The sequence below is a fragment of the Streptomyces sp. NPDC002209 genome (assembly GCF_042890265.1).
In the GTDB taxonomy this organism is placed as follows: domain Bacteria; phylum Actinomycetota; class Actinomycetes; order Streptomycetales; family Streptomycetaceae; genus Streptomyces.
Window position 1 is genome coordinate 204298 of sequence record NZ_JBIARX010000005.1, and the last position, 23515, is coordinate 227812.

22 protein-coding genes and 1 pseudogene are annotated in these 23515 nt (G+C 68.9%); 10 read left to right on the forward strand and 13 right to left on the reverse strand.

Annotated elements, in window-relative coordinates; genetic code table 11:
• Positions 1-35: 35 nt before the first annotated feature.
• Positions 36-980 carry a glycoside hydrolase family 16 protein gene (locus ACFYXK_RS12485; protein ID WP_389411103.1) on the reverse strand — a complete coding sequence of 315 codons (945 nt, stop codon included), beginning with the start codon at positions 978-980 and terminating at the stop codon, positions 36-38.
• 355 nt (positions 981-1335) lie between these two features.
• Here ACFYXK_RS12485 and ACFYXK_RS12490 point away from each other — a divergent pair, with 355 nt between their 5' ends.
• The 3 genes from ACFYXK_RS12490 (at position 1336) to ACFYXK_RS12500 (ending at position 5208) form a co-directional block, all read left to right on the forward strand.
• Positions 1336-1776, forward strand: coding sequence for a hypothetical protein (locus ACFYXK_RS12490; RefSeq protein WP_389411104.1), 441 nt, complete (start codon positions 1336-1338; stop codon positions 1774-1776).
• A gap of 94 nt (positions 1777-1870) precedes the next feature.
• On the forward strand, positions 1871-3964 hold the full coding sequence (locus ACFYXK_RS12495; RefSeq protein ID WP_389411332.1) for a bifunctional polysaccharide deacetylase/glycosyltransferase family 2 protein: 2094 nt from the start codon (positions 1871-1873) through the stop codon (positions 3962-3964).
• Positions 3961-5208, forward strand: a complete 1248-nt coding sequence (locus tag ACFYXK_RS12500; protein WP_389411105.1) for an acyltransferase — start codon at positions 3961-3963, stop codon at positions 5206-5208. Before ACFYXK_RS12495 ends, ACFYXK_RS12500 begins: the two co-directional genes overlap by 4 nt.
• A 30-nt stretch (positions 5209-5238) precedes the next feature.
• Here the strand turns inward: ACFYXK_RS12500 and ACFYXK_RS12505 are convergent, their stop codons facing one another.
• The 3 genes from ACFYXK_RS12505 to ACFYXK_RS12515 are packed head-to-tail and all read right to left on the reverse strand — an operon-like array spanning position 5239 to position 8623.
• Entirely contained in the window at positions 5239-6309 is a 1071-nt protein-coding gene (locus ACFYXK_RS12505; RefSeq protein WP_389411106.1) for a tetratricopeptide repeat protein, read from the reverse strand.
• Positions 6309-7367, reverse strand: a complete 1059-nt coding sequence (locus ACFYXK_RS12510) for a tetratricopeptide repeat protein (RefSeq protein WP_389411107.1) — start codon at positions 7365-7367, stop codon at positions 6309-6311. The genes ACFYXK_RS12505 and ACFYXK_RS12510 overlap by 1 nt, the downstream gene beginning before the upstream one ends.
• Positions 7364-8623, reverse strand: a complete 1260-nt coding sequence (locus ACFYXK_RS12515; RefSeq protein ID WP_389411108.1) for a tetratricopeptide repeat protein — start codon at positions 8621-8623, stop codon at positions 7364-7366. Before ACFYXK_RS12515 ends, ACFYXK_RS12510 begins: the two co-directional genes overlap by 4 nt.
• Positions 8624-9181: 558 nt before the next feature.
• Here ACFYXK_RS12515 and ACFYXK_RS12520 point away from each other — a divergent pair.
• Positions 9182-9895 (forward strand): amino acid permease, encoded by a 714-nt coding sequence (locus tag ACFYXK_RS12520; RefSeq protein WP_389411109.1) that lies wholly within the window; start codon positions 9182-9184, stop codon positions 9893-9895.
• Between the two features lie 986 nt (positions 9896-10881).
• On the opposite strand, the gene ACFYXK_RS12525 is transcribed toward ACFYXK_RS12520, so the two are convergent.
• From ACFYXK_RS12525 to ACFYXK_RS12535, 3 genes are all read right to left on the reverse strand, one after another.
• On the reverse strand, positions 10882-11826 hold the full coding sequence (locus ACFYXK_RS12525; RefSeq protein ID WP_389411110.1) for a 5'-nucleotidase: 945 nt from the start codon (positions 11824-11826) through the stop codon (positions 10882-10884).
• A 401-nt stretch (positions 11827-12227) separates the two neighbouring features.
• Positions 12228-13346, reverse strand: a complete 1119-nt coding sequence (locus tag ACFYXK_RS12530; protein ID WP_389411111.1) for a fatty acid desaturase family protein — start codon at positions 13344-13346, stop codon at positions 12228-12230.
• 7 nt (positions 13347-13353) lie between these two features.
• Positions 13354-14409, reverse strand: coding sequence for a ferredoxin reductase (locus ACFYXK_RS12535; protein WP_389411112.1), 1056 nt, complete (start codon positions 14407-14409; stop codon positions 13354-13356).
• Between the two features lie 87 nt (positions 14410-14496).
• On the opposite strand from ACFYXK_RS12535, the gene ACFYXK_RS12540 reads away from it, so the two are divergent.
• Entirely contained in the window at positions 14497-15636 is a 1140-nt protein-coding gene (locus ACFYXK_RS12540; RefSeq protein WP_389411113.1) for a helix-turn-helix domain-containing protein, read from the forward strand.
• Positions 15637-16026: 390 nt separating this feature from the next.
• On the opposite strand, the gene ACFYXK_RS12545 is transcribed toward ACFYXK_RS12540, so the two are convergent.
• Complete coding sequence (locus tag ACFYXK_RS12545; protein WP_389411114.1) at positions 16027-17244, reverse strand: hypothetical protein; 1218 nt, start codon at positions 17242-17244, stop codon at positions 16027-16029.
• Positions 17245-17884: 640 nt separating this feature from the next.
• Between ACFYXK_RS12545 and ACFYXK_RS12550 the strand changes: the two genes are divergently transcribed.
• From ACFYXK_RS12550 to ACFYXK_RS12560, 3 genes are all read left to right on the forward strand, one after another.
• Positions 17885-18283: a hypothetical protein gene (locus ACFYXK_RS12550; protein WP_389411115.1), complete on the forward strand. Its 399-nt coding sequence runs from the start codon at positions 17885-17887 to the stop codon at positions 18281-18283.
• A gap of 43 nt (positions 18284-18326) precedes the next feature.
• Positions 18327-18731 carry a hypothetical protein gene (locus ACFYXK_RS12555; RefSeq protein ID WP_389411116.1) on the forward strand — a complete coding sequence of 135 codons (405 nt, stop codon included), beginning with the start codon at positions 18327-18329 and terminating at the stop codon, positions 18729-18731.
• Between the two features lie 213 nt (positions 18732-18944).
• Entirely contained in the window at positions 18945-19202 is a 258-nt protein-coding gene (locus tag ACFYXK_RS12560) for a hypothetical protein (protein WP_389411117.1), read from the forward strand.
• A gap of 45 nt (positions 19203-19247) precedes the next feature.
• On the opposite strand, the pseudogene ACFYXK_RS12565 reads toward ACFYXK_RS12560, so the two are convergent.
• The 4 genes and pseudogenes from ACFYXK_RS12565 to ACFYXK_RS12580 form a co-directional block, all read right to left on the reverse strand.
• Positions 19248-19634: pseudogene (locus tag ACFYXK_RS12565) on the reverse strand (tyrosinase family protein); the annotation flags it as partial.
• Positions 19635-19656: 22 nt separating this feature from the next.
• Complete coding sequence (locus ACFYXK_RS12570) at positions 19657-20121, reverse strand: carboxymuconolactone decarboxylase family protein (RefSeq protein WP_389411118.1); 465 nt, start codon at positions 20119-20121, stop codon at positions 19657-19659.
• A 106-nt stretch (positions 20122-20227) separates the two neighbouring features.
• Positions 20228-21094 carry an aldo/keto reductase gene (locus tag ACFYXK_RS12575; RefSeq protein WP_389411119.1) on the reverse strand — a complete coding sequence of 289 codons (867 nt, stop codon included), beginning with the start codon at positions 21092-21094 and terminating at the stop codon, positions 20228-20230.
• A 58-nt stretch (positions 21095-21152) separates the two neighbouring features.
• Positions 21153-21527, reverse strand: a complete 375-nt coding sequence (locus ACFYXK_RS12580; protein WP_389411120.1) for a DoxX family protein — start codon at positions 21525-21527, stop codon at positions 21153-21155.
• Between the two features lie 68 nt (positions 21528-21595).
• Here ACFYXK_RS12580 and ACFYXK_RS12585 point away from each other — a divergent pair, with 68 nt between their 5' ends.
• Together ACFYXK_RS12585 and ACFYXK_RS12590 are read left to right on the forward strand one after the other, a co-directional pair.
• The gene (locus ACFYXK_RS12585; RefSeq protein ID WP_389411121.1) at positions 21596-22054 is read left to right on the forward strand and encodes a MarR family winged helix-turn-helix transcriptional regulator; all 459 of its coding nucleotides are present in this window, start codon (positions 21596-21598) and stop codon (positions 22052-22054) included.
• 135 nt (positions 22055-22189) lie between these two features.
• Positions 22190-23066 (forward strand): IS5 family transposase gene (locus tag ACFYXK_RS12590; RefSeq protein WP_389411122.1). Its coding sequence is split into 2 segments (ribosomal slippage): positions 22190-22479 and positions 22478-23066, totalling 879 coding nucleotides; the frame shifts between segments, so codons are not numbered across the junction.
• A 25-nt stretch (positions 23067-23091) separates the two neighbouring features.
• Here ACFYXK_RS12590 and ACFYXK_RS12595 read toward each other — a convergent pair.
• A complete protein-coding gene (locus tag ACFYXK_RS12595; protein WP_389411123.1) occupies positions 23092-23433 on the reverse strand; it encodes a DUF5713 family protein in 342 nt (113 codons plus the stop codon).
• Positions 23434-23515 lie beyond the last annotated feature (82 nt).

A 23515-nucleotide genomic window follows, 5' to 3' on the forward strand; every position in this document is an offset into this window, starting at 1 on the left:
GCCGTCAGCACGCGGCGCCGGATCCCGGACCTGGGTCAGGACTTCGGCACGGTGTTGATGTGGTGGGTGCCGGCGCTGTAGAAGCCGTCCACCGTTTTCTGGACCTCCGCCTGGGAAACGGCCTCACCGGCCTTGTAGTAGAACCAGTTGACTTTCATTTCCCATGTGCGCGGACCGCCGGTGAAGGGAAGGTCGATGAACCAGTTGCTGAAGTGGACGTCCATCTTCTCGCGCGGGACGTACTTGCCGGAGCTGGTGAACAACTCCTTGCCGTCCAGGGAATAGACGACCTTTCCGTTCACGGCGGTGATCATCATGATGTGCCAACCCCCAAGGTGCTGCTTGAGGGTGTGGCTGACTCGGTCCGGCGGATCGGCCTTGTACCAGCTGACGCTGTCGAGTTGCGAACCCACCGACCCCCAGCCGCCGTTCGGCAGGTACTCGTGGTCGAGTTCGCTGTAGTTCGCCGAGGAGTCCGAGGGGGATATCGGAAAGAAGGTCTGGACGACGTGGTCGCCGTTGCGACCGCTCGTGGGCTTGTCGCTGAAGTAGACCCGGGCGGCGTAGGTCCCCGTGAAGAGTTCGGCGCCGGTGCTCTGCACCTCGACCTGCCTGGTGCCCTGCTTGGTGCCGTCGGTGGAGGCCTGCAGTTGCAGGACCCTGCCCCCCTGGGCGGTCGTGTCGGTGGGGAAGCCGGCGCCGGCGCCGGACCAGGTGTCCTTGATCCCCGGGCTGCCCGCGCCGTCGCGGACCTCCCAGCCGTTGGCGGCGAGCGAGGGGTCGTCGGGGCCGCTGTAGTGGAAGGCGTCGAACAGGGTTCCCGGCGGTCCGGACGGGGTCGGCGAGGCGCTGGGGGCGGCGCCGTCGCCACCCCCGCCGGATGCGGGGCCGCCGGAACACGCGGCGAGTGCACACAGGAGGGCGGGCAGCGTGAGCGCGGTCCACGCGCGGCGACGAGAGGTGCGGCGGGGCTGGCTCACACGGGCTCCTTGGGGCGCAGAGGCGGTACCTGGACACGCCCTTTGCATGAAGATCAAATGACTGATCACACGAGGAGGGGCATCTTAGCGAAATGAAGTCGTGGCCTTTGCCGCCCCGTGTGCGGTCGGTGCGTCTCGCCTACCGGTCGGTACGCCCAATTAGCATTTCGATCCGATTACAACACCTGAGTAGATCGCGCCAAATGCATACATCGCGCCGAATTCGATTCAGGTCGGTGCACTAGCGTTCGCCCTGCTATTCCGCGGTCTACGTACCTGCAATGAGAGGCCCCGCACGGTGCGCCCAGTCATCACTTCCCTCGACCGCGGATCGGCGCACCAGACGGAGCATGGCATGTCTGAGTCAAGTTTTGGGGGGCCCGCTCCGGCACCGGTGTTCGTCGACCAGTCGGGTCTGCGCGGCCGTCTGCTGCGGGGCTTCGGCTGGCCGGTCTCCGTGGTCGGCGCGATCCTGGCGGTCGCCATGGGCAGCAGCCTGATCGGCGTCCAGGCGGACGCCCCGGCGATGGGCATACCCGCGCAGCGGCCACCCGCCCCGTCGCGCTCACCCGCGCCGTCGCTGTCGCCCAGCCCGTCGTCCGCGTCGTCCGCCGCTCGGACGGCCACGCGGTCCGCGACACCCCAGGCGAAGAGCACGGCCACCACGACGAAGCCCACGGCCACCTCGACGAAGGCCGTGTCCGGCACATCGAAGACCACGGCCGGCACATCGAAGAGCACGACCACCGCGCCGCGCGGGGCAGCGTCCTCCCGCCAACCGACCAAGCACCCCTGATCGTCCGCGCCATCCATCTCCAGGAGCGTCATTGTCCCGCCACCAGCGCCGCCGGCAGTCCCTGCTGAGGCCGCGCCGACTGGCCGCGCCGCCACTGCGCTTCTTCATGCCGCTGTCCCTGCTGGGCTGCCTGCTCGCGCTCCTCGTCCTGCGCGGCCTCGCCACCAACGAGGCGTTCCACGACTCCCGGATCGCGATCTCGGTCGACAAGACGACCGTGCCGGACAACCTGCTCAAGGGCGGTCCGGTCATCGACGCGCGGGGCACCAAGAACGAGCACCCCGTGAGCTATCGCATCCCCGACCGCACCGCGGTCCTGAGCTTCGACGACGGTCCCTCGCCGGAGTGGACTCCGAAGATCCTCGAGGTGCTCGCGGCCCGCAACATCCGCGCGGACTTCTTCGTGACCGGCGCGATGACCACGCGCAACCCGGAGCTGATCCGCCGGCTCGTCGCGGGCGGCCACGAACTCGGCGTGCACACCTTCACCCACCCCGATCTGGTGTACCAGTCCCACGCCCGGATCAGCTGGGAGCTGGCGCAGACGCAGCTGGCGCTGGCCGGCGTCGCGGGCGTGCACAGCGCGCTGTTCCGCCCGCCGTACTCCTCCGACGCCTCGGCGCTGGACGACTGGAACTACCCGGTGATCAAGTACGTGGGCGCGCGCGGCTACCTCACCGCGTTCATCGACCGCGACACCGACGACTGGAAGCGTCCCGGCGTCGATGCGATCGTCAAGGCGGCGATGCCGTCCAAGCCCGGCGCGGGAGCGCTGATCCTGCTGCACGACGCGGGTGGCGACCGTACCCAGACGATCACCGCGCTCGTACAGATCATCGACAAGCTGCAGGCGCAGGGCTACCGCTTCACCACCATCTCCGAGGCGCTCGGCGCCTCCAGCGCCACCGTCCCGGTGCACGGTTTCCAGCTGTGGGCGGGCAAGGGGTTCATCCGGGCCACCCAGTTCGCCGTGCACACGCTGCCGGTGCTGGTCGCGCTGCTGGCCCTGGTCGGCTTCCTCAACTTCGGCCGGTTCGCGCTGATGCTCGTCCTCGCACCGATCCACGCCCGCCGCTCCAAGCGAAGGGACGCGTGGGGAGCGCCCGTCACCGAGCCGGTCACCGTACTGGTCCCGGCCTACAACGAGCGCGAGTGCATAGCCAACACCCTCAACTCCCTGGCCGCGAGCGACCATCCGATCGAGGTGATCGTCATCGACGACGGCTCCACGGACGGCACCGCGGACATCGTCGAGGAGATGGACCTGCCGTTCGTCCGGCTGATCCGCCAGGTCAACGGCGGCAAGTCGAGCGCCCTCAACACCGGCATCGCGGCCGCCTCGTACGAGATCATCGTGATGATGGACGGCGACACCGTCTTCGAGCCGTCCACCGTGCGCGAGCTGGTCCAGCCCTTCGGCGACCCGGCGATCGGCGCCGTCGCGGGCAATGCCAAGGTCGGCAACCGCGACAGCCTGATCGGCGCCTGGCAGCACATCGAGTACGTCCTCGGCCACAACCTGGACCGCCGGATGTACGACATGCTGGGCGTCATCCCGACCATCCCCGGCGCGGTCGGTGCCTTCCGCAAGGAGGCCCTGCAGGGGGTCGGCGGGATGAGCGACGACACCCTCGCCGAGGACACCGACATCACCATCGCGGTGCTCTGCGACGGCTGGAGGATCGTCTACGCCGAGTACGCCCGCGCCTGGACCGAGGCTCCCGCCAGCCTCCAGCAGCTCTGGTCCCAGCGGTACCGCTGGAGCTACGGCAGCATGCAGGCGATGTGGAAGCACCGCGGCGCGGTGACCTCCCGCGGCCCGGCCGGGCGCTTCGGCCGACTCGGGCTGCCGCTCGTCGTGCTGTTCGGCGTCGTCGCCCCGCTGCTGGCGCCGCTGGTCGACATGTTCCTGCTGTACGGCGTGCTGTTCGGGGACGCCCCGATCACCCTCACCAGCTGGGGCGGCTTCATCCTGCTCCAGGCCGCACTGTCCTGGTACGCCTTCCGGCTCGACGGTGAGAAGCCCTGGCATCTGATCAGCCTGCCGATCCAGCAACTGGTCTACCGCCAGCTGATGTACATCGTCCTGCTGCAGTCCGCGATCACGGCGATGACCGGTGGCCGGCTGCGGTGGCAGAAGCTCCGGCGCACCGGTGAGGTCGCTGTTCCGGTGGAGGCCCGGCCATGACCGCATCCATCGATCTCGGGCGCGCCCAGGACACCGTCCAGTTGCGGGTCCCCGCCGTGCTGCGACAGGAGCCGGAGCCGGAGGCACTGCCCAAGCGCAAGGGCGGCCGGGACCGCTATCTCGACCTGCTGCGCGCGCTGGCGCTGGGCCGCGTGGTGCTCTACCACAACTTCGGCTGGTTCTGGCTGCCGCTCGTCTTCCCCTCGATGGGCGTGATGTTCGCGCTGGCCGGCTCACTGATGGCCCGCTCGCTCAGCCGTCCCGCTCTCGGCGTGATCCGCGGCCGACTGCGCCGCCTGCTGCCGCCGATGTGGCTGTTCGGCGCCGTCGTGATCGCCCTCCAGATCCTCGACGGCTGGGGCCCCGACTCCGAGGGCCACCCCACCTGGTGGTGGGCCAAGCTGGCGTTCTGGATCCTGCCGCTGAGCACTCCGCCGTACGCGGAAGACCTGTCCGGCTTCCACCACCACGTGGAACACGTCTGGGCCGCGCAGATCATCGTCCCGCTGTGGTACCTCCGGGCCTACCTGTGGTACGTCCTGCTCTCGCCGCTGATGCTGCGGGCACTGCGACGGTTTCCGGTGGTGACGCTGTTCACGCCGTTGGCGCTGACGATCGTCATGAACACGTTCTTCGTCGACCAGGAGTTCATCTACAGCCGGGTGTGGGAGACCGCCAACGACTTCGCCATGTTCGGCTCCTGCTGGATCCTCGGCATGGCCCACCAGGAAGGGCTGCTCAAGAAGATCCCGCAGTACGTACTGCCGTCCGTCGCGCCGCTGATCATGGTGGCCGGCCTCTGGTACCTGCAGACCCGGCCGGTCGATCCGACCGAACCGACCGACATCGAGTCCTGGCCGATCGCCCAGGCCCTGTGGTCCCTCGGCTTCGTCGCCATCCTGCTCCACGTCAGCCCGTCCTGGGAGCAGTGGCCCAGGCCGCTGGAACGCTGGAACGGCCTGGTCAGCCTGATCAACGCACGCGCTGTCAGCGTCTACCTCTGGCACGAGGTCGCGCTGGTCGTCGCCGTCCCGCTGATCGACCCCCTCTGGAGCGTCCACTTCTTCTACACGAACCTCCAGTGGCTGCTGGCCAGCCCATGGTTCACCCTCCTGGTGGCCATCCCGCTGCTCTGCCTGCTGGTGCTGACCTTCGGCTGGGTCGAGGACCTGGCCGCCAAACGCCCGCCACGGCTCTTCCCGTACCCGCGGCGCCGCCGCGGCAGGCGCCGGGCCGCCGACTGACGGGGGCCGTCCGATCCACGGAGCTGCCTCCTACGACTTCGGCGCCTGCTGCTGGAGGGCGGTATGGCCGGCCACGGACATGGCGAGCACGAAGAAGACCAGCGGAAGAGCGCCCAAGGCGAACACGCCGCTGCGCCACAGCACCAGCGCCAAGGCCGAGTGGACGACGAGCAGCGCGATGGCGAGCGCGATCCCGAAGATCGGCCGGCTCCGGCGCGACACCAGCAGGAGGGGCCGGCGCAGGTGGGGCGGGACCCGCCGGGTCTGCCACCGCAGCCAGCCTCCCCAGCCGCCGACGAGCACGGCCGCGCACACCAGGCAGGTGACGAGGGCGTCGGTACCGGTGGCGCCCGCACGCAGGCGGGCGGAGCCCAACGCCACCGTGACGGCCCCGGCGAAGGCCACCCAGCGGGAGCCCGTCAACGACGCCCAGGCCATCTTCTCCAGGTTGTGGCGGGCGTGGCGGTCGTCCAGGTCGAGGGCGGCGGCCTGGATGAAGCCCTCGGCGGCCCGGGTCCACGAGCCGGGACGGCGCCATTGGCGGCGCAGATGGAGCAGCGCGAGGTTGTTGTGGGCCGTGTTGTTCTCCGGGTTGAGGCGCAGCGCCGTCTCGTAGGCCTGCTGGGCGTCGTGGTAGTCACGGGTGTGGTGGGCGGTCAGGCCGAGCAGGACGTACGCGTCGCTCTCCTCGGGGGCGAGGGCGACGGCCCTGCGGGCCGACTCGCGCGCGGCCCGCTTGTGCTTCCTGCGGCCGCTGCGGTCGAGGACGCTGCCGAGGGTGTAGTGGGTCGCCCAGTACTGCGGGGCGATTTCGACGGCGCGCCGGGCGGATTCCTCGGCCTGCTTGTCCTTCTTCAGGGCGAGCAGGACGTGGGTGCGCACCAGCCAGCCGCTCACCGACCCGGGTGCGAAGCGCAGGGCGTGCTCGACGGAGGTGAGCGCCTGCTGATCGTCGCCGAGGCGGTGCCGGCAGCGGGCGAGCAGCACGAGTGCGTCGGCATCGTCGGGGTGGTCGGCGAGGTGCCCGGCGGCGAGTGCGGCGGCCTGCTCGTGGCGCCCCAGGTCGAAGAGGGCGTCGGCCTGTTGCAGGGCCCGGCTCATCAGACCTTGTCCCGGTCGTGGGTGATGCTGAGCAGGTTCGGTACGAGTGCCAGCCAGAACAGGACCTGAGGGACGGTGCGCTCGCTCCACGGAAGAGCGACGAGCAGCAGCGCGCACAGGGTGGCCCAGGTGGCCTGGCCGAGCACGACCCTGGGCCAGAACGAGTGGCGCACGAGCGCGAACACGGTGAGCTGTGCCCCGGTCCGCAGCCGCCGGTAGCGGCGCCAGGCGCCGAAGCCCCACACCACGGCCATCAGGGTCAGCGCCCACAGCCGGGTGCCGAGATGGACGGGCAGCTCCTTCGCCTCGCCCCCGGTGGGGAAGACGTCGACGGTGACGGCGGCCATGACCAGACAGAGCAGGGCGAGCCACCGGGTGCCGCGGAGCATCCGGTAGACGGCCCTGTCGAGGTCCTTGCGGAGCGCGTCGGAGTGCGGTGCGGCCGCGAGCCCACCCGCGTACAGTTCGGCGGCCCGGGCGGCGGAGATGCCGGCCTTGGCGGCCTCGCGCTCGGTGGACACGGTGACGGCGAGGGTGTGCGTGGGGTCGACGCGGAGGATCTGCCGGATGGCCTCGTCGGCCAGCTCGGTCCGCTCGTGGAACGTGGCGACCTTGTGCATGGTCGCCCACGTGCAGGTCTCCTCCGGTCCCTCCCGCACCGCGACCTCGGCGTGCTCGAGCGCCTCCTCCGGGCGGTCCGGGGCCAGTTCCAACAACAGCTCGGCGAGCTGCCGTCGGGGGCCCCAGGCATACGGATCGATGCGGATCGCCAAGCGCTGCGCCGCCTCGGCCTCCTCGAGCCGGCCCAGGTGGCGCAGGGCGTAGCCGCGGACGAAGTGCGCGTCGAGGAAGCCCGGTTCGAGCCGCAGAGACTCCAGCGCGGCGGCGAAGGCCTCGGAGTACCGGCCCAGGGTCAGCTGGCACTGGCCGAGCTGGCTCCACGCCTGGTGGTCGTCGGGGTCCTCGGCGAGACGGCGGCCGACCGCTTCGCGCGCCTCCTCCGGGCGCATCATCTCGTAGAGCGTCCGGGCCCGTTGGACCTGTGGGTGCGTCGTCACAGCTTGCGCTTCTTCTTCAGGTAAGCGACCAGGTCGTCGTAGACGCCGCCGTCGTTGGCGAACATGGCGACGTTGCGGGCGGAGGCGAACCAGGATTCGCTGGACGGCTTGATCTGCTTCGCCGCGTTCAGGAGGTCCTTGGTGCCGATCATGCGGATGGTGCCGGAACGGGCGGAGTCCAGGAGCGCGTACTCGGCCGCGCTCTCGCAGAGGTGGGCGAGGTCTGCGCCCGAGAAGTCCTCGGTGACCTTGACGATCTTGTCGAGATCGACGGACTCGATGGGGCGCTCGCGCAGGTGGTAGCGGAGGATCGACTCCCGGGCCGGGGCGTCGGGCGGCAGCACGAGCAGGGTGCGGTCCAGGCGGCCGGGGCGGCGCAGGGCGAGGTCCACGTCCCAGGGGACGTTGGTCGCGGCGAGCACGAAGACGCCCTCGTTCTGTGCGGCGTTGATGCCGTCGAGCTCGGAGAGGAGCTGGTTGACGACATTGCGCAGGCCGCTGTGGTGCGTACGCGAGCGCTTGGCGCCGAGCGCGTCCAGCTCGTCGAGGAAGACCACGCAGGGCGCCTGGCGGCGGGCGGCCTCGAAGATGTGGTGGACGTTCTTCTCCGAGGCGCCGATGTACATGTCGAGGATGTCGGAGAGCGAGACCGACATGAAGCCGGCACCGAGTTCGCCGGCGACGGCCCGCGCGATGAACGTCTTGCCGCAGCCGGGCGGGCCGTAGAGGAGCAGGCCGCCGCGCAGCGACTTGCCGTACAGCTTGCGGAGTCCGGGGTTGCGCATCGGGGCGAGGAAGGCGGCTTCGAGCCGGTCCTTGACCTGCTGCATGCCGCCGACGTCGGCGAGGCGTACGTCGCCGGGGGCGTCGATGTCCCAGGCGGACGCATCGGCCGGGTCGCCGCTGCCGTCCGCGGTCAGGGGGGCCTCGGTGGCGTCGCCCGCGGCGGCGGGGTCAGTGGGGTCGCCGGCGAAGCGGGGGCCGACGACGCCGGCGACTTCCTGCTCGGCGGCGGCCCAGTCGAAGGCGGGGGGTCGCGTGCCGGCCGCGGGCAGTTGCATGGCGCGGACCATCAGGTCCCGTACGGCTTCGTCGCCCGGCGCGTGCTGCAGCGCGACCGCGGCCTGCGCGACGGCCTCGTCGTGCCTCCCCTCCGCGAGGAGCAGTTCGGCGAAGTGCAGCCGCAGGGGCACGTCTTCGGGCGCGGCGGCGACAGCGGCCCGCAGGCTACGGATGAGAGGTGACTCGTCGGACATGGGGTCAGCCTAGAAAGCGGCCCGCGGCTCTCCTCCACCGGGTGCGGTCAAGATCGACGGGCGCGCGTTGCGCGTTGGTCCTGCGGCGGCGGGCGGCGCCCCACGCGCCGCCGCCCGCCACCCTCAGCGCCGCGCAGCTGCGTCGACAGCGCCAAGAACCGCACGGGGCACCGCGCCTCACGCAAGGCGCCGCTTCTCGTGCTCCTAGAAGAAACCGAGCTTCTTGGGGGAGTAGCTGGTCAGGATGTTCTTCGTCTCCTGGTGGTACAGCAGCTGCACCTACGCTGACCAGGTTAGGGGGCTGGCTGGGGTGGTGCCCACCTGGAGCCATGGGGCCCGGATCGGATCCGCGAGCTCGACTGGAACGGCGGTGGCGCTGCCAACGCTGCCTTTGCGCCGGGCGACGGAGGCCAGGCCGATGAGCAGGGGCGCCCGTCAGGCTCGCACTGGGCAGGGATGCCCCGGGTCTGCGACCTTCAAGCTGCATGACGCGTCGGTCCGAGGTGACGAGGCGCAAGATCGGTCGGCGCGACCTCCTACCTGTGTGGCACTGGAGGAATGAAGAACCTGGACGAAGCTGCCTTCGACGAGGTTGATGTCCGCGTGGTACCGGAGCGGCAGCTGCCGAGAGCCATGTACCTCGCCCTCGGGATCGCCACCGTCATCTACATCGCCATCGCCCTCGGCGTGTTCGGCACCCTGACCGTCGAGGAGGTGGTCTCCTCCGGCGGCACCGCCCTCGCCGTGGCGGCCGAGCCCACACTCGGCCAGGCCGGCTACTGGCTGATGAGCGTCACCGCCCTGTTCGCCACCGCCGGTGCGACCAATGCCGGGCTGTACCCCGCTGCGGGCCTGTCCGAGCGGCTCGTCGACAACGGTCTGTTCCCGCCGCTCATGGCCCGCAAGGTGGGCGGCCGGGTGACCGCGGGCCTGCTGTTCGAGGCAGCCGTCTGCCTCGTGCTCGCCATCGCGTTCAAACTCGAAGCGATCGCCTCGATCGGCAGCGCCGTCGCCCTGCTCATCTTCGTACTCATCACCATCGCCCACTTCCGCGTGCGCAAAGAGACCGGCGCCAACCCGGCCATCCTCGTGCTCGCGGTCGCAGCAGCCGGCGGGGTCCTGGTCACCTTCATCGTCACCACCCTGATCCACGAGCCCGCCTCGATCGTCACCCTGCTGGCCATCCTGGCGATCAGTGCCGGGCTGGACTTCGGCTGGCACGGCCGGCGCGGCGGCCGGACCGGCAACTCCACGACCGCGAACGGTGGCTGACCGCGGTTCGATCGAGACGACCAGGGCGAATCGCCAGCAGCCGGGGACTACGTACCAGGCGAGGGTACGGCGGAACCAGCTGGCTCCGAGCGGCGCTGGGAGAACATTCCATGGATCATCAAGTCCATCCACGCCGGAGCCGCCCGCGCCTGCGACGTGATGCGGATGCTTGCGCGACACGGCCGCCCCCCACACCTCGCGGGGACGCGATCTCGTACTACGGGCGGATCGTCCTCCACCACCGAGGAAACCGGCTACGCCTTCCGAACAGATGCTGTCGTCCATTGTGCCCGGGCCTCTGGCGGTCGCGGACCGGATCTTGGCGTATGCGGCGGGCGGGCAATGGGCGGTGGCTTGGCCCGGGCGGCAGGGATCGGGCATGCGCGGGAAGCCGTGGTAGCGATCGGCAGGGGGAGGGCGCTCCCTCGGGTGGCCTGAGCCTTCGGCTACGGCCGGTGGTCGTAGCAGAGCTCTGGCGAGCGGGGTTCCGGGATGTAGGGGAGCGGCGCGGTGTCGTGGTCCGGCGTGGCCGGCGGCAGAACCCGGCACGTGGGGTCGCCGTCCTCCATGGGGCACCGGACCTGCCGTTGCTTCGGCATGACGGTGGGCGGTTCGCCCGATGGCGCGTGGTCGGACCGCCCGGTCCTTGTACGCCTTGCGCTCGTCGGACTCTCCGTCTCCGTAGTACCGCCCTCGGCGTCGCTTCGCATGTGGGCGGCGATGACCGTGCCCATCCGCTGGTACACCGACATGCGCTCGATGAAGCCGCGTTCCTCGCACACTTCTGCACAAGTGAGGCGGCGGGGTACGTGCAATCGGCGATCGCGGAGATCTCGTTCGAGTAGTGCCGCGCCGCTTGCCGCTCCGAGGTCCGGTTCGTCAGGTCCAGATATTGGTCGAAACCTGAGAGCCGCACCCACCGGTTGGGCATGCCGGCCTCCGCTCGCCGTACGGCGATGCACGAGGCATGGCCGCAAGTGCGCCACTCATTCAGGCCCCGGAAGGGGTGCATTGACGACTCCGAACGGTACGTGAACGCTTGGGGTGGCCGGCGCCGTGCCGGTCAGGTGGGAGACCTGGTCGTCGAAGAAGATGTGCGGGTCGAGGGCGCTCATCACGGCGGCCTTGTCGATGCCGCCCAGGAAGAAGGCGTCGTTGACGCGCAGTCCCCACTGCTTGAGGCTACGCACGGCACGTTCGTGCGCGGGGGCGTCCCGGGCGGTGACCAGGGACACCCGTAGGCGGGGCTGATAGGCGGGGTCCTTGCGGCGTTCTTCCTCTTCGCGGCGCTGGATGCGGTTGATGCCCGCGAGGAAGTTCTTCAAGGGACCTGGGTCGTGAGGGGTGGCCGCATTCAGGACTTCGTGCGCGCGGAACCCGTCGATGCCGGCGGTTCGGTAGATCCGCTCTGAGGAGTCGCCCGCCAGTACGCCGTCGAAGTCGAAGGCGATGCGGAGTTCCCGGTCGGTGTCGTCGTCGACTCGCTCGGTCTCGAGTACATGCCCCGCCGGCAGGCCGTCGGCCACCGCTTCCCGAACGTCGGAACCGTTGGCCGACAGGAACAGGGACATGTTCAGAGCGGGTATGAAGCGGTGTGACGACCGGCCTTGCTGGAACACGGCCCGACTGATGTGCAGGCCGTGCGCCGAGATGGAACGCATGACGCGGAGCCCGGTATCCGGGTCATTGCGCGACAGGATGATGACCTCGACCAGCGGATCGAGGGGCTCCGCGAGGTCGTTCAGCGACAGCAGGCGCCGGACGAAGGGGAAGGCCACCCCCTTGTCGAGGGCGTCGTCCACGTGGGCCTCCTGGTACCTCCGGTACGCGTCCTCACCCTGCTCCCGGAACACCGCGTCGCAGTCGGCGAGGTCGAACAGGGCGCTGGAGGCGATCCCGATGACGACGCGTTCGGACAGGTCGTACTTCATCTCGCCCCCTGCTGGCACACGTGCAACATCGAGACGGTTATCGCCTGTTCGAATGCGTCGAAAACATGTGCGCCACCTGCTCGGTAACCAGCTGCGCTCCGGGCAGCCGCGTCTCGTTCGCTGGTCCGAACAATGGACGGTGGTCGTCGCCCAGCGGGCGCACGGCCCAGGTACCCCTTCGTGCCTCCGTGTCCCCTCGGAGCGTCAGGGATCCTTCCCGCGAAGGGGATCTTCGTGACCGCCACGTCCGCAGCCGCAGCAGCAGGCGCCACCGCCCACGGCTACCCCGCCAGGGCGGGAACCGAGAGCTGAAGAAGGCGATCGAGGGCTACTGGAAGGGCATCTCACCGAACCCGGCGGTGCCGCCGGTACGGGCGAAAGATCTGAACCGATACCGGGAATCATGCAGCGACGAGCTCCTGCTCGCGGTCCGGCGCATCGACCTTGGGCTTCTTGTTCGGCAGCGAGAGCCGGAAGACCTTGCGCCACGCGGAGAACACCTGCTTGGGCAGCGGCCCGGTGACGTACTCCAGCTCGTACTTCTCGAACAGCGCGCGCACCCTCACCGCGACCTCGGCGTACCGGTTGCTCGGCAGGTCCGGGAACAGGTGGTGCTCGATCTGGTGCGACAGGTTGCCGGTCATGAAGTGCATGGCCTTGCTGCCGCTGATGTTCGCCGAGCCCATCATCTGGCGCAGGTACCACTGACCGCGCGTCTCGCCCTCGATCGACCGGCGCTCGAAGACCTTCACGCCCTCGGGGAAGTGCCCGCACATGATCACCGAGTGGGTCCAGATGTTGCGGATCAGGTTCGCGGTGAACGTCGCGGCGAGCGTGGTGAGGAACGACGGGCCCGACAGCAGCGGGTGGATCACGTAGTCCTTGAGCACCTGCTTGCGGATCTTGCGGCCCACGGCCTTGGCCCGCGCGCGGAACTCCGGGTTCTTGCGGCGGCGCTCGTGCAGGTTCTTGCCGAGCTCCAGGTCGTACGCTGCGATGCCGTACTCGAAGAAGCAGGCGTTGATGAAGTTCCACAGCGGCTGGCCGAGGTGGAACGGGTGCCACCTCTGGTCCTCGTCGACGCGCATGATGCCGTAGCCGAGGTCGTTGTCCTTGCCGATCACGTTGGTGTAGGTGTGGTGCAGCTCGTTGTGCGAGTGCTTCCACTGCTCGGACGGCGAGACGTGGTCCCACTCCCAGGTGGTGGAGTGGATCTTCGGGTCTCGCATCCAGTCCCACTGGCCGTGCAGGACGTTGTGGCCGATCTCCATGTTGTCCATGATCTTCGCCACGGACAGACCGGCGGTGCCGATCAGCCACGCGGGCGGGAAGATCGAGAACAGCAGCACACCCCTGCTGACCAGCTCGAGCTTGCGCTGCGCCGAGATGACCTTGCGGATGTAGGCGGCGTCCTTCTCCCCGCGGTCGGCGATCACCTCGTCGCGGATCGCGTCCAGCTCGCGGCCGAGCTCCTCGATCTGCTCCGCGGTCAGGTGGGCGGTGGGGTCGATGGCGGTCAAGGTGCTCCTACCGTTCGATGTCGCAGGGGCCCGCCGCGGCGGACACGCAGGTCTGGATGAGGACGCCCGGCTCGGCCTCGGTGATCTCCCCGGTGCGAAGGTCGCGGATGGCGCCCGCCTTGAGCGGCGTGACACAGCCGAAGCAGATGCCCATGCGGCACCCGGAGGGCATGAGCACGCCGGCCTCCTCGCCGATGTCCAGCAACGGCGTGGCGCCGTCCGCGTCGACGGTCTTGCCGCTGACGCTGAACGTGACCTCGCCGCCGTCGCCGGCGACAACGACGCCGGGGCGGAAGCGTTCGGTGTGCAGCTGCTCTTGTACGCCGTGCGCGGTCCAGTGCTCTTCGGCGGCGTCGAGCAGGCCCGCGGGCCCGCAGGCCCAGGTCTCGCGCTCGGCCCAGTCGGGCACGAGTTCGTCGAGACGGGCGATGTCGAGCATGCCGTCCGTGTCGGTGTGCACCTCGGTGAGCCGCAGCTTCTTGTCCGCGACCAGGTCGTGCAGTTCGCTGCGGAAGATCACGTCTTGCGGCTGTGGCGCGCAGTGGACCATGACGACGTCGCCGAAATCGACGTCGCGCAGCATGCCCATCACGGGCGTGATGCCGCTGCCGGCCGTCAGGTAGAGCACCTTGGCGGGCTTGGCCTGCGGCAGCACGAAGTCACCGGTCGGCTGGTCGAGCTGGATCAGCGTGCCCGGTTTCGCCCTGCGGACCAGGTGGTTGCTGACCTTGCCGTCCGGGATCGCCTTCACGGTGATCGTGACGAGGCCGTCCTGGCGGTTCGTCGGCGAGGTGATGGAGTAGGCGCGCCACAGGCGCACCCCGTCGACGTCGACCCCGATCCGCACGTACTGACCGGCTGTGTGGCCGCGCCAGCCCCGTCCCGGCCTGATCACGATGGTCGCGGCGTCCCCCGTCTCGGGGTGCACGGCCTCGATGCGCCCACGCAGGTCGGCGCCCGAACGCAGCGGGCTGACCAGGTCGAGGTAGTCCGACGGCAGCAGCGGCGTCGTGATCATCTCCAGCAGTTTCCACGCCCTACTGCGGAGGGCTGCACTCGTCATGGCTCCAGCTTGCTGCGCCTCAGGGCGTAAGGTCCTAACCGTAGGACGTGAATCTGATCGGCGGAATTGTTCGCAGGGAACAAAAACGTGAGCCATGTAACCCGGAGGGCCAGCGAGCTGGCCCTGGATGAGACGACGGTCACCGTACTTCGGGCCGCGCTGAAGACCACCGCCGACGAGGTCGTCCAGGCGATCATCGACGAGGTCCCTCCCTACGCCAACGCCCTTTCGGGACACATGGGCGCCACCATCCGCCGCGCCGTCCGCACCGCCCTCGGGCACTACCTGGACCTCGCGAGCGGGAACGCCACGGGCGGCGACGGCGGTGACGCGGCCTACGAGCTGGGGCGCGGCGAGGTCCGCGACGGGCGTTCGATGGACGCCCTGCTCAGCGCCTACCGCGTCGGCGCCCGCGTGGCCTGGCGATGCCTGGCAGCGGGTGCCGTACCCGCAGGTCTGCCTGCCGCCGAGGTCGCCAAGTTCGCCGAGCTGACCTTCGCCTACATCGACGAGCTCTCCGCCGCGAGCGCCGCGGGCCACGCCGACGAACTGGCCGCCCGGGGCCGGGACCACGAGCGCCACCTGGAACACCTGGCCCGCGACCTCCTCGCCGGCGCGAGCCCGGACGTGCTGCTGGCCTCTGTTCAACGGGCCGGGTGGCAGCCTCCGGTATCGCTGACCGCCGTCCTGCTGCCCGCCGCCCAGGCCCGGCCTGCCTACCGCGCGCTCGACCCGAGCACCCTCGTCCTAGACGATCTGCCGGACGCCTTGGGCGTACTGCTCGTCCCCGATGCCGACCGGTCACACCTCTTGCGGCAGCTGACCGACCGCACCGCCGTGGTCGGCCCGGCCCGGTCATGGACCCGTGCATCCGCCTCGTACGCACGAGCCGCACGCGCACGCTCCCTCTCCTCCGATATCCGCGACACCGAGGACCACCTGCCCGAGCTGGTGCTGAGCGCCGACGTGGAGGCGTTCGCAGACCTGCGGGCCCGAGCCCTCGCACCGTTGCAGACCTTGCCTGTCGCGACCGCACGGCGGCTGGAGGAGACGTTGCGGGCGTGGCTGCTTCACCAAGGCAGGCGGGACGAGGTGGCGGCGGCGTTGTTCGTCCATCCCCAGACCGTCCGGTACCGGATGTCGCAGCTGCGGGAGCTGTTTCCGGATCTCGCATCGCCACACCGGGTCCTCGAGCTGACGCTGGCGGTCGGTCTTCGGGTCAGCTGACGCGTACCTCGACCGTGGGAGAGGGGCTGGATGAACCGGGAGGAACAGAAAGAGTTGACACCCGTGTCGAGCGGGTCGAGCCGACGGCGCCTGACGGGCGAAAGCCCAGGTCAGGCGCCGTCTTTCAGGCTCTAAAAGAAGCCGAGCTTCTTCGGGGAGTAGCTGGTCAGGATGTTCTTCGTCTCCTGGTGGTACAGAAGCTTCACCCACGCTGACCAGGGGAAACGGAAGTTGGTGCGGCCCCTCGGCGGGGGCTGGTCCGGAATTGGTCCGGATCTTGGTCCTGCTGGTCCCTGGCGGAGAAGCTGGCGTGGGATGGGAAGTTCTGGGAGTGATCCATGTGCTGCACGTCTGCTGCGCTCGCCAGCTCGGCCCGAAACTCTGGTCGTCTTACCGCCAAGGTGCCTGGGCGCGCTGTGCCTGTTGTTGTGCGGAGGCGGCGTCTGCGCGTGCCATGGACAGGAGGTGGGGGAGCCGCCCGGCTGCTTGGGCGTTCCACCAGCAGTGGGCATCGGGCGAGAACGCGGCCTTGGGGACGTTGTCGATGGCTTCTTGGTACACGGCGGGCGAGTCGTGCCATTCGGTGTCGCCGATCACTCGCAGGGAGCGGCGCGAGAGACCGTCGAGGAGGGTGAAGAGCCGGGGGACTGCCGTCAGGCGGTGTCGGCTGGGGCCGGCTTGGCGGGTACCGCCTGGATATTGGGCCCAGAGGAGGTACTGTGCTGGCCACGGCATATCGATCCCCTCGCGTCCGTCGTAGGCCACGACCACCGGCTCGGCCATGGAAGCAGCGACGCCGGTCACCAGCCCGCGCCCCGTGTGGTGCAGTTGATCGGCCAGCCTGACCACCCACGGTTCATCCTGTAGGTCGCGCTTGATCGCCCGCTCCAGGGCGTCGTATGCACGCGCCCAACGTGCCGCTACAGGAGAGGCGTGGTTGTTCTGCTCGGCAGGAGTGAGACGCATCAGGGCATGGAGCCACTTCTCGCACCACCGGTCGAAGCCCGACTGGTAGTCGTAGCGTGCCGTGCCCGAGAAGGTGTCCTTCCCTTCCTGTGCGTCCAGGGCTTCCTCGCAGATCTCTTCCCAGGTCTCCTGCCAGGGGAGTCGGAACTTCCCGGGCCGACGGCGTCGGAAGTCGGAGTCGAGGAGCGCGGCCGTCGCGATCAGGAGCAGCTCCTCTTGGGCCTTCCCGCTGCGGTAGGCGTCGGCATGGCGTTCCGCCAGCCGATCACGAGCGGTGCCCAGTGCCGAGTGCGGCTTTCGAAGGAGGCGATGGGTGTCCCCCGTATTGCTCCCTCCGGGTCCGAACATCCCGAAGGTGAGGACGTTGCAATACGCCTCCAGGTCATGCCCGGAGTCGAGCCGGCCGGCCAGCGTCGCCAGTTCTTCCATGCTTGAGATCAGACGACGGGCCTGCGTGTAGTAGTCGGGGAACGGGTTGGGGCAACGCCGGCACCCCCCGGGCTCCGGAACGTCGGCCATGCTTCCACGATCCGGCACCCGCAGGCTGACGGCAGCCCGCTGCGGAGGAACGCGGAACGCCCCGCACTCTGCCGACAGATGCAGTACCGAGCCGCTCGCCGCCTGCCACAGCGGTACGTCCATTCCCGCCAGAGGGCCCAATGGCACGTCGAGTGCCGTGGGAAGGGATACCTGCTCATGTGCTGCAACACTCGCGGACACGCTCGTGAGCTCCTGCCTCGGATGCCGAATGCGTACTGCACCAGCCTGTCCTACGCCCGAGCGCCACGGCGCAGCTTTCGCCGATCGAGTGACGGCGCCGAGGTGCAGTCCTGATGGGTGCCCCCATCGACCGGCCATCGGCGCATCCATCCCGAAACGAGGCGTAGGCCATCTGGGCCGGACCCGCCTCTCCAGCCCGGTCTACGGGCGTCGTAGGAGCCGGACGCCCGGGACGGGGAGTGACCGGGCTCAGGTCCGTACCCCGGATCCGGCCGGCGGCTGGGCTGGTCGGGTGACAGTGCCCAGTCCGATTGGAGCAAGATCGTTCGCTCCATGGGGGTGATGAAACCTTCCCCCCTGCCCGGGGTCGTGACCCCTTCTGCCATCGTCGCTGCCGTCGTCGGGCCTCTCTCGTGGGCCACATCGGTCCGATCGGAGCTTCACCGCGCCCCGGTACCGACTCCGTGCAGCCGTACGGGGAGGTGAGGTAACCGCGATTACGTCCTCCTCACATCACCGTCGCCCCGCGACTTCCGTTCTCATACAACTCACCAGGAGTGCCATGTTCCTGACCCGACTGACTCGCTGCGCCGCCGTGGGTATGGGCGGTCTCGCCCTGGTCGCCGCTTCGGCCACCGCCGCCGGCGCCGACGCGTACGCCCCCTACGCGCAGGCCGCCGCTCACGTGACGGCCAACGGCACCCTGCTGGAGGCCAAGAGCATCGACGCCGTTACGCGGCCCAGTACGGGGATCTACTGCCTGCACGTCTCCGACCCGGAGATCAACTTCTCCGAGAGCATCTTCACCGCCACGCTCGGCACCGGAGCCAACCGCGGCTCGAGCGTGCAGATTGCCCTGGGACGCACGGAGTGCGGCGGCGACCCGCGCACGATCCCCGTGGTCACCGGCGACCGCAACGGCAGCTTCGCAGGCCAGGAGTTCTACCTCACCATCCAGTAACCCCCGTCCTTCGCACACCTTCCCCAGAACGGAAACACCTGCCGTGCACCTCTCCCGCAGCAAGCGCGCCCTCGTCCTGGCAACCACCGCAGTCGCCCTGCTCGGCGCCGGCGTCAGCGGAGGTATCGCACTCGCCGCCGCCGACAATGTCCGGGCTCCCTACGCGCGGGCCGCCGTCACCGTGAACGACGACGGCTCCATCGTCCGTTCCAAGGGCATCGACACCGTCACCCGCCTCTCCGACGGCAGGTACTGCGTCAAGCTCAACCCCGGCGTCGACCCCAACAACGCGGTCTTCACCACCGCGTCCCACCGCTACCGTCTCTTCGTCGTCACCGAACTCGGCAACAACCCCGACTGCGGCGACGACCCCCAGTCCATCCGCGTCACCACCACCGACCACGAAGGCACCTTCGCCGACGGCTCCTTCTCCCTCGTCGTCCACTGACTTCCGCCACACCACAAGCACGGCAGCGGGCCCCGGCCACAGACGTCTGGGGCCCGCTGCTCCGTAAGGCCTGGCCCGGCACGGCGTGTGCGAAGGGCTGCTGGTCCTGGGTGGAGGGTTGGTCGCCGGCCCCTTGGGCGCCCGGCGGGTGACCCCGCCCGCTTTCGTTCGTTTGCCGCGTGACCTGTGCGGGCCCTGACGCGTTCCCCAGCCATGCGAAAGATCATCACTTGCGGCCTGCTGACTGTTGCGGCCCTTTCCGCCGCCACGCCCGCCTTCGCCGACAACGACAGCAACTTCGGCAGCGGAGTCAACGCGGCGAACAACTGGAACTTCACCGCCGCTGACGTGTGCATCCAGGAACTCGCCGTGGTGCCCGCCCTGAGCGACTGGACCGGCAACCACAAGAACAACTGTTCCAACGGCAACGTCATCGACCATTCCGGCGCAGGCCTGGCGCCCGGGGCTTGAGTCATGCCGGTGTCCTGCGGAGAGCGTGAGGACCGCAGAGGCAGCCGGGTTCGACGCGTCTTGGCAGACGTCCCAGTAGGGCACGGCCACCGTCGGGTCGAACCGCCGCAGCGTCTGTTCGAAGTGCGCCAGGAGCTTGCGGCGGAAGGGGAAGAACAGAGAGTTCCCCGTGGTGGCGCCGAAGTGTGCGTCGGCTTGGCCCGCGAACCATGCGACCCAGCCCTCGCTGTGGGCGGAGGCAACCGCTTTCGCGTAGGCGGCCCATTCACTCTCGCTCAGCTCGCGTACTTCCTTGCGGACATGCATCTGTGCACTGGGCGCAGCCATGGGGGCCGAGGAATCGTCAATACCTGTGGATGAGTTCGGTGGTTGCCCCTGGGGCTGACGGTTGTCCGTGGTGTGGTGCCGGGTAGGTCTCGCCCGGCACCACATGCCCGGATTGTGCCTGTCGATGTCAGCGGTAAGCGCCGGCGATCTGGCGGGTGGCTACGTTGATACGGTTCCAGGCGTTGACTGAGGCGATTGCCATGACCAGTGCGGCGAGGGCCTCCTCGTCGAAGTGGTCGGCGGCCTGGTTCCACACGTCGTCGGGTACTCCGCTGGGGCTGTCGGCGATTCGGGTGGCCGCCTCGGTCAGGGCCAGCGCCGCCCGTTCCTGGTCGGTGAAGTACGGCGCGTCACGCCAGGCTGCTGTCGCCCAAAGCCGCTCGTCGCTCTCGCCCGCCTTCTGGGCCTTGTGGGCGTGCGAATCCACACAGATCCCGCACCCGTTGATCTGGCTGGCCCGCAGTCTGACGAGCTCCAGGATGCGCTGAGGGACGCCGCTGTCCCGGAGATAGTTCTCCATGGCGACCATGGCCTGGTAGCCGCCTGCTGCGATCTTGTAGACATCGGCCATCCGTGCCTGCATCTCAATCATTCCTCACCATTATGGATGTTTGATTTCTTGAATTGGCTGCCCAGCGGGAAGCGCTTGGCCTCCCTCAGGCTCCGGGGGTGACCGCGCCACCTCGCCCGGACATCCCTCAGAGGACTGTGAGGTGGGCATCGAGTCGTTCCAGGTCCTCGGCGTCCAGGGTGATTTCGGCGGCGGCGATGTTCTCTTCCAGGTGTGGCACCCGTGTCGTGCCCGGTATGGGGGTGACAGTGATCCCCCAGGCGTCGGTTCGCTGATGCACCCAGGCCAGTGCGATCTGTGCAGGCGTCGCTCGGTGCTTGCGGGCGGCGTCCGCCAGGGGGACCGACAGCGCCGCGTGCACCGGGTCGATCTGGGATGGGTGGAAGAGTCCGCGTTGCGGGGAGTAGGCGACGACACCCACACCCAACTCGGCACAGACCGGGAGCATGTCCTCGATGCGGCGGGCGCGCAGCGACCACTGGGATTGCACCGCGGTGATCGGGTGCACCGTCTGGGCGGCGCGCAGTTCGTCGCCGGTGACCTCCGAAAGGCCGAGGTGGCGCACCTTTCCGGCGCGGACCAGGTCCGCCATCGCGCCGACTGTCTCTTCGATCGGGACCTTCGGGTCGAGGCGGTGTGCGTAGTAGAGGTCGATGACGTCTGTCCGGAGGCGGGTCAGGCTCGCCTCGCAGGAGCGTTGCACGTAGGCGGCGTCACCGCGAATCGTCCAGGAGTCGCCTGCACCGCGCACAATGCCGAACTTGGTGCACAGCAGGGCCCGGTCGCGTCGGCCGCGCAGCGCACGGCCCACGAGACGTTCGCTGCTGCCTCGCCCGTACATGTCGGCGGTGTCCAGGAAGGTCACGCCCAGGTCCAGCGCCCGGTGGATGACGGCGGTGGCCTCGGCCTCGTCGGCTGGGTCGCCCATCTGCATGCATCCCAGTCCCTGTGCGGGTACGGCCCAGCCCGTGGGTCCCATGAGTGAGGTGCGCATCGCGGTCCGCTTTCCTTGTCGGTAGTGCTGCGCCGTAGGGCAGGTCCGGGCGCGCGGCTCACACCGAGGCGATGCCGAGCGTCAGGGGTGCGACGGCCAGAACCATCAGTGCGGCGGGGGCCGGAGCCCCCTTCATGTCTCTCACCCGCAGGTGCGAAACCACGGCGCCGGCGAAGAAGAGCAGGACGCCCGCGGCAGCGGCGATGCCGAGCGGCCGGTAGACGAGCCCCGCCAACAGGCCGAGCGCACCTGCGAACTTCACCGCTGCCAGCGGCACGAACCAGCTGGGCGGAACTCCCACCGTGGTCAGGCTGGCCACCACCGTTTCATCCTTGACCAGCACGCCGCGTCCCGAGAACACCAGCAGAGCCGCGAACAGGACTACGGCGACCGCGTAACCAATGAACATTGATTCCTCCAGATCGTGGTTCAACTTGGATAGTTGAACCCCATCAACGATCTTTGTCAAACCACCATGGAGTCTTTGCTACGGTCTGGTGCATGACAGTGGACAGGACTGATGGACCGATGAGCCGGCTGACATTCCTGCTGGCCTGGCACGGCGGGATCACGGACGCCTGGATGCGCAGAACTCTCAGTGCCACCGGGCTGAGCCCCCGGCACGCGATGACGCTCATGTACCTGGGCTCCGGCCCGGTAAGCCAGCAGGCGCTGATCGACAAGCTCGAAGTCGACCCGAGCGTGCTGGTCGCGATCCTGAACGACCTCGAAAGCGAGGACCTGGTCCGCCGCCGCCGCGACCCCGCTGACCGGCGTCGCCACATCGTGGAAATGACGCCTGACGGCACCACCACCCTGGGCCGACTGGAGATCGCGCTGACTGAGGTCGAGAACGAGCTGTTCGCCGACCTGTCGGAACAAGAGCGCACAGTGCTGCGGGATCTACTGAACAGGATCAAGACGTCCCCCGACGGCTACACCTGCGCTGAAGGGCCGTGACGGGGCTGTAAGCGCACACCGATCTGCGCCATACGGGGCAGCCCAAGCCCTGCCCCGACAGATCACAGCACTCCGCGGCCGGGGTCTCGTAGGCCGTGTGTCGAAAGTGGATCTTGCTGTGAATGATCACGGTTCATGGGTCGGGGAGATCTCACGGACGAGCAGTGGGCGATGCTGGAACCGCTGTTGCCGAAGGGGGCCAGGGCGGGGCGGCCACCCGTCTGGCCTCGGCGGCAGCTGATAGACGGCATACGGTTCCGGGTCCGGACCGGAGTTCCATGGCGGGACATCCCCGCCGAGTACGGGCCGTGGAACCGGGTCTACGACCTGTTCCGCCGCTGGCAGCGCAACGGCGCCTGGCAGAGGATCCTCACCCGGCTCCAGTCCCTGGCCGACGCGAAAGGCGCGATCGTCTGGGACCTTAAGCGTCGACTCCACGGTCTGCCGCGCCCATCAGCACGCGGCCGGGGCCCGAAGGCAGGGTGACCTGCAGAAGAAACCACCGGGCGGCATCTTCACGGAGCCCCATGATCATGGGCTGGGACGGTCGCGCGGCGGGTTCATCACCATGCTCCACCTGGCCGTCGAGCAAGGCCAGAAGCCCATGTCGATCGTGGTCACGGCAGGACAGCGCGGGGACTCGCCGCAGTTCGAACCTGTACTGGCGAAGGTCCGCGTGCCCCGCATCGGGCCGGGCCGGCCGCGCGTCCGCCCCGACCGCGTGCGGGCCGACAAGGCGTACGCCTCCCGCAGAAACCGCGCCTACCTGCGCCGACGCGGGATCCGCTGCACCATCCCGGACAAGGCCGATCAAGCGCGCAACCGCCGGAAGCTCGGTTCCCGCGGCGGCCGGCCGCCGTACTTCGACCCGGCCGACTACCGCGAACGCCATGCGGTCGAGTGCGGGATCAACCGACTCAAGAGACATCGCGCCGTCGCAACCCGGTACGACAAGCTCGCCGTCCGCTACGAGGCGACCGTGCTCGTCGCGGCCATCAACGAGTGGCTTTGAACGGAGGTAGCCCTCCCGTCCTGGTTCACCAGTCCCGGCCGGCGCTCAGCTCCTCTGCGTCCGCTTCCGTGAACCCGTATGCCGACGCGACGAAGCAGAACTCGTCACAGATCCACTCCCGCGCCACCGTCTCGATCTCGCTCCCGGCCGCCACGAACTCCCTGTCCAGCAGATTGAACTCCTCCGTCGCAGCCTGGGTGAGTGCATACAAGCTCTCCAGGTCCGACGGCCGCTCCGCCTCGATGCGCTCGCACAGCCGCAGCAGGATCGTCTTCCCCCGGTCGACCACGTGATCAGGGAAGTACGAGTCGTCGTACATCTGCCGCAGGAACGCGTGTCCCGCTACCTGCTGGTTTGTGATCGGCATGGCACTTCCCTACCTCCGCGAAAAGCTGACGCGCCGATCATGCACAGCACCACTGACAACGACGCCCCTCATGGACGCCAAA

What these genes read in the sequence shown, in the direction of transcription:
- ACFYXK_RS12490 (WP_389411104.1), top strand. Translation starts at nt 1,336, where the DNA reads ATGTCTGAGTCAAGTTTTGGGGGGCCCGCTCCGGCACCGGTGTTCGTC.
- ACFYXK_RS12500 (WP_389411105.1), top strand. Translation starts at nt 3,961, where the DNA reads ATGACCGCATCCATCGATCTCGGGCGCGCCCAGGACACCGTCCAGTTG.
- ACFYXK_RS12505 (WP_389411106.1), bottom strand. Translation starts at nt 6,309, where the DNA reads ATGAGCCGGGCCCTGCAACAGGCCGACGCCCTCTTCGACCTGGGGCGC.
- ACFYXK_RS12515 (WP_389411108.1), bottom strand. Translation starts at nt 8,623, where the DNA reads ATGTCCGACGAGTCACCTCTCATCCGTAGCCTGCGGGCCGCTGTCGCC.
- ACFYXK_RS12520 (WP_389411109.1), top strand. Translation starts at nt 9,182, where the DNA reads ATGAAGAACCTGGACGAAGCTGCCTTCGACGAGGTTGATGTCCGCGTG.
- ACFYXK_RS12525 (WP_389411110.1), bottom strand. Translation starts at nt 11,826, where the DNA reads ATGAAGTACGACCTGTCCGAACGCGTCGTCATCGGGATCGCCTCCAGC.
- ACFYXK_RS12535 (WP_389411112.1), bottom strand. Translation starts at nt 14,409, where the DNA reads ATGACGAGTGCAGCCCTCCGCAGTAGGGCGTGGAAACTGCTGGAGATG.
- ACFYXK_RS12545 (WP_389411114.1), bottom strand. Translation starts at nt 17,244, where the DNA reads ATGGACGTACCGCTGTGGCAGGCGGCGAGCGGCTCGGTACTGCATCTG.
- ACFYXK_RS12550 (WP_389411115.1), top strand. Translation starts at nt 17,885, where the DNA reads ATGTTCCTGACCCGACTGACTCGCTGCGCCGCCGTGGGTATGGGCGGT.
- ACFYXK_RS12560 (WP_389411117.1), top strand. Translation starts at nt 18,945, where the DNA reads ATGCGAAAGATCATCACTTGCGGCCTGCTGACTGTTGCGGCCCTTTCC.
- ACFYXK_RS12570 (WP_389411118.1), bottom strand. Translation starts at nt 20,121, where the DNA reads ATGATTGAGATGCAGGCACGGATGGCCGATGTCTACAAGATCGCAGCA.
- ACFYXK_RS12575 (WP_389411119.1), bottom strand. Translation starts at nt 21,094, where the DNA reads ATGCGCACCTCACTCATGGGACCCACGGGCTGGGCCGTACCCGCACAG.
- ACFYXK_RS12585 (WP_389411121.1), top strand. Translation starts at nt 21,596, where the DNA reads ATGACAGTGGACAGGACTGATGGACCGATGAGCCGGCTGACATTCCTG.
- ACFYXK_RS12595 (WP_389411123.1), bottom strand. Translation starts at nt 23,433, where the DNA reads ATGCCGATCACAAACCAGCAGGTAGCGGGACACGCGTTCCTGCGGCAG.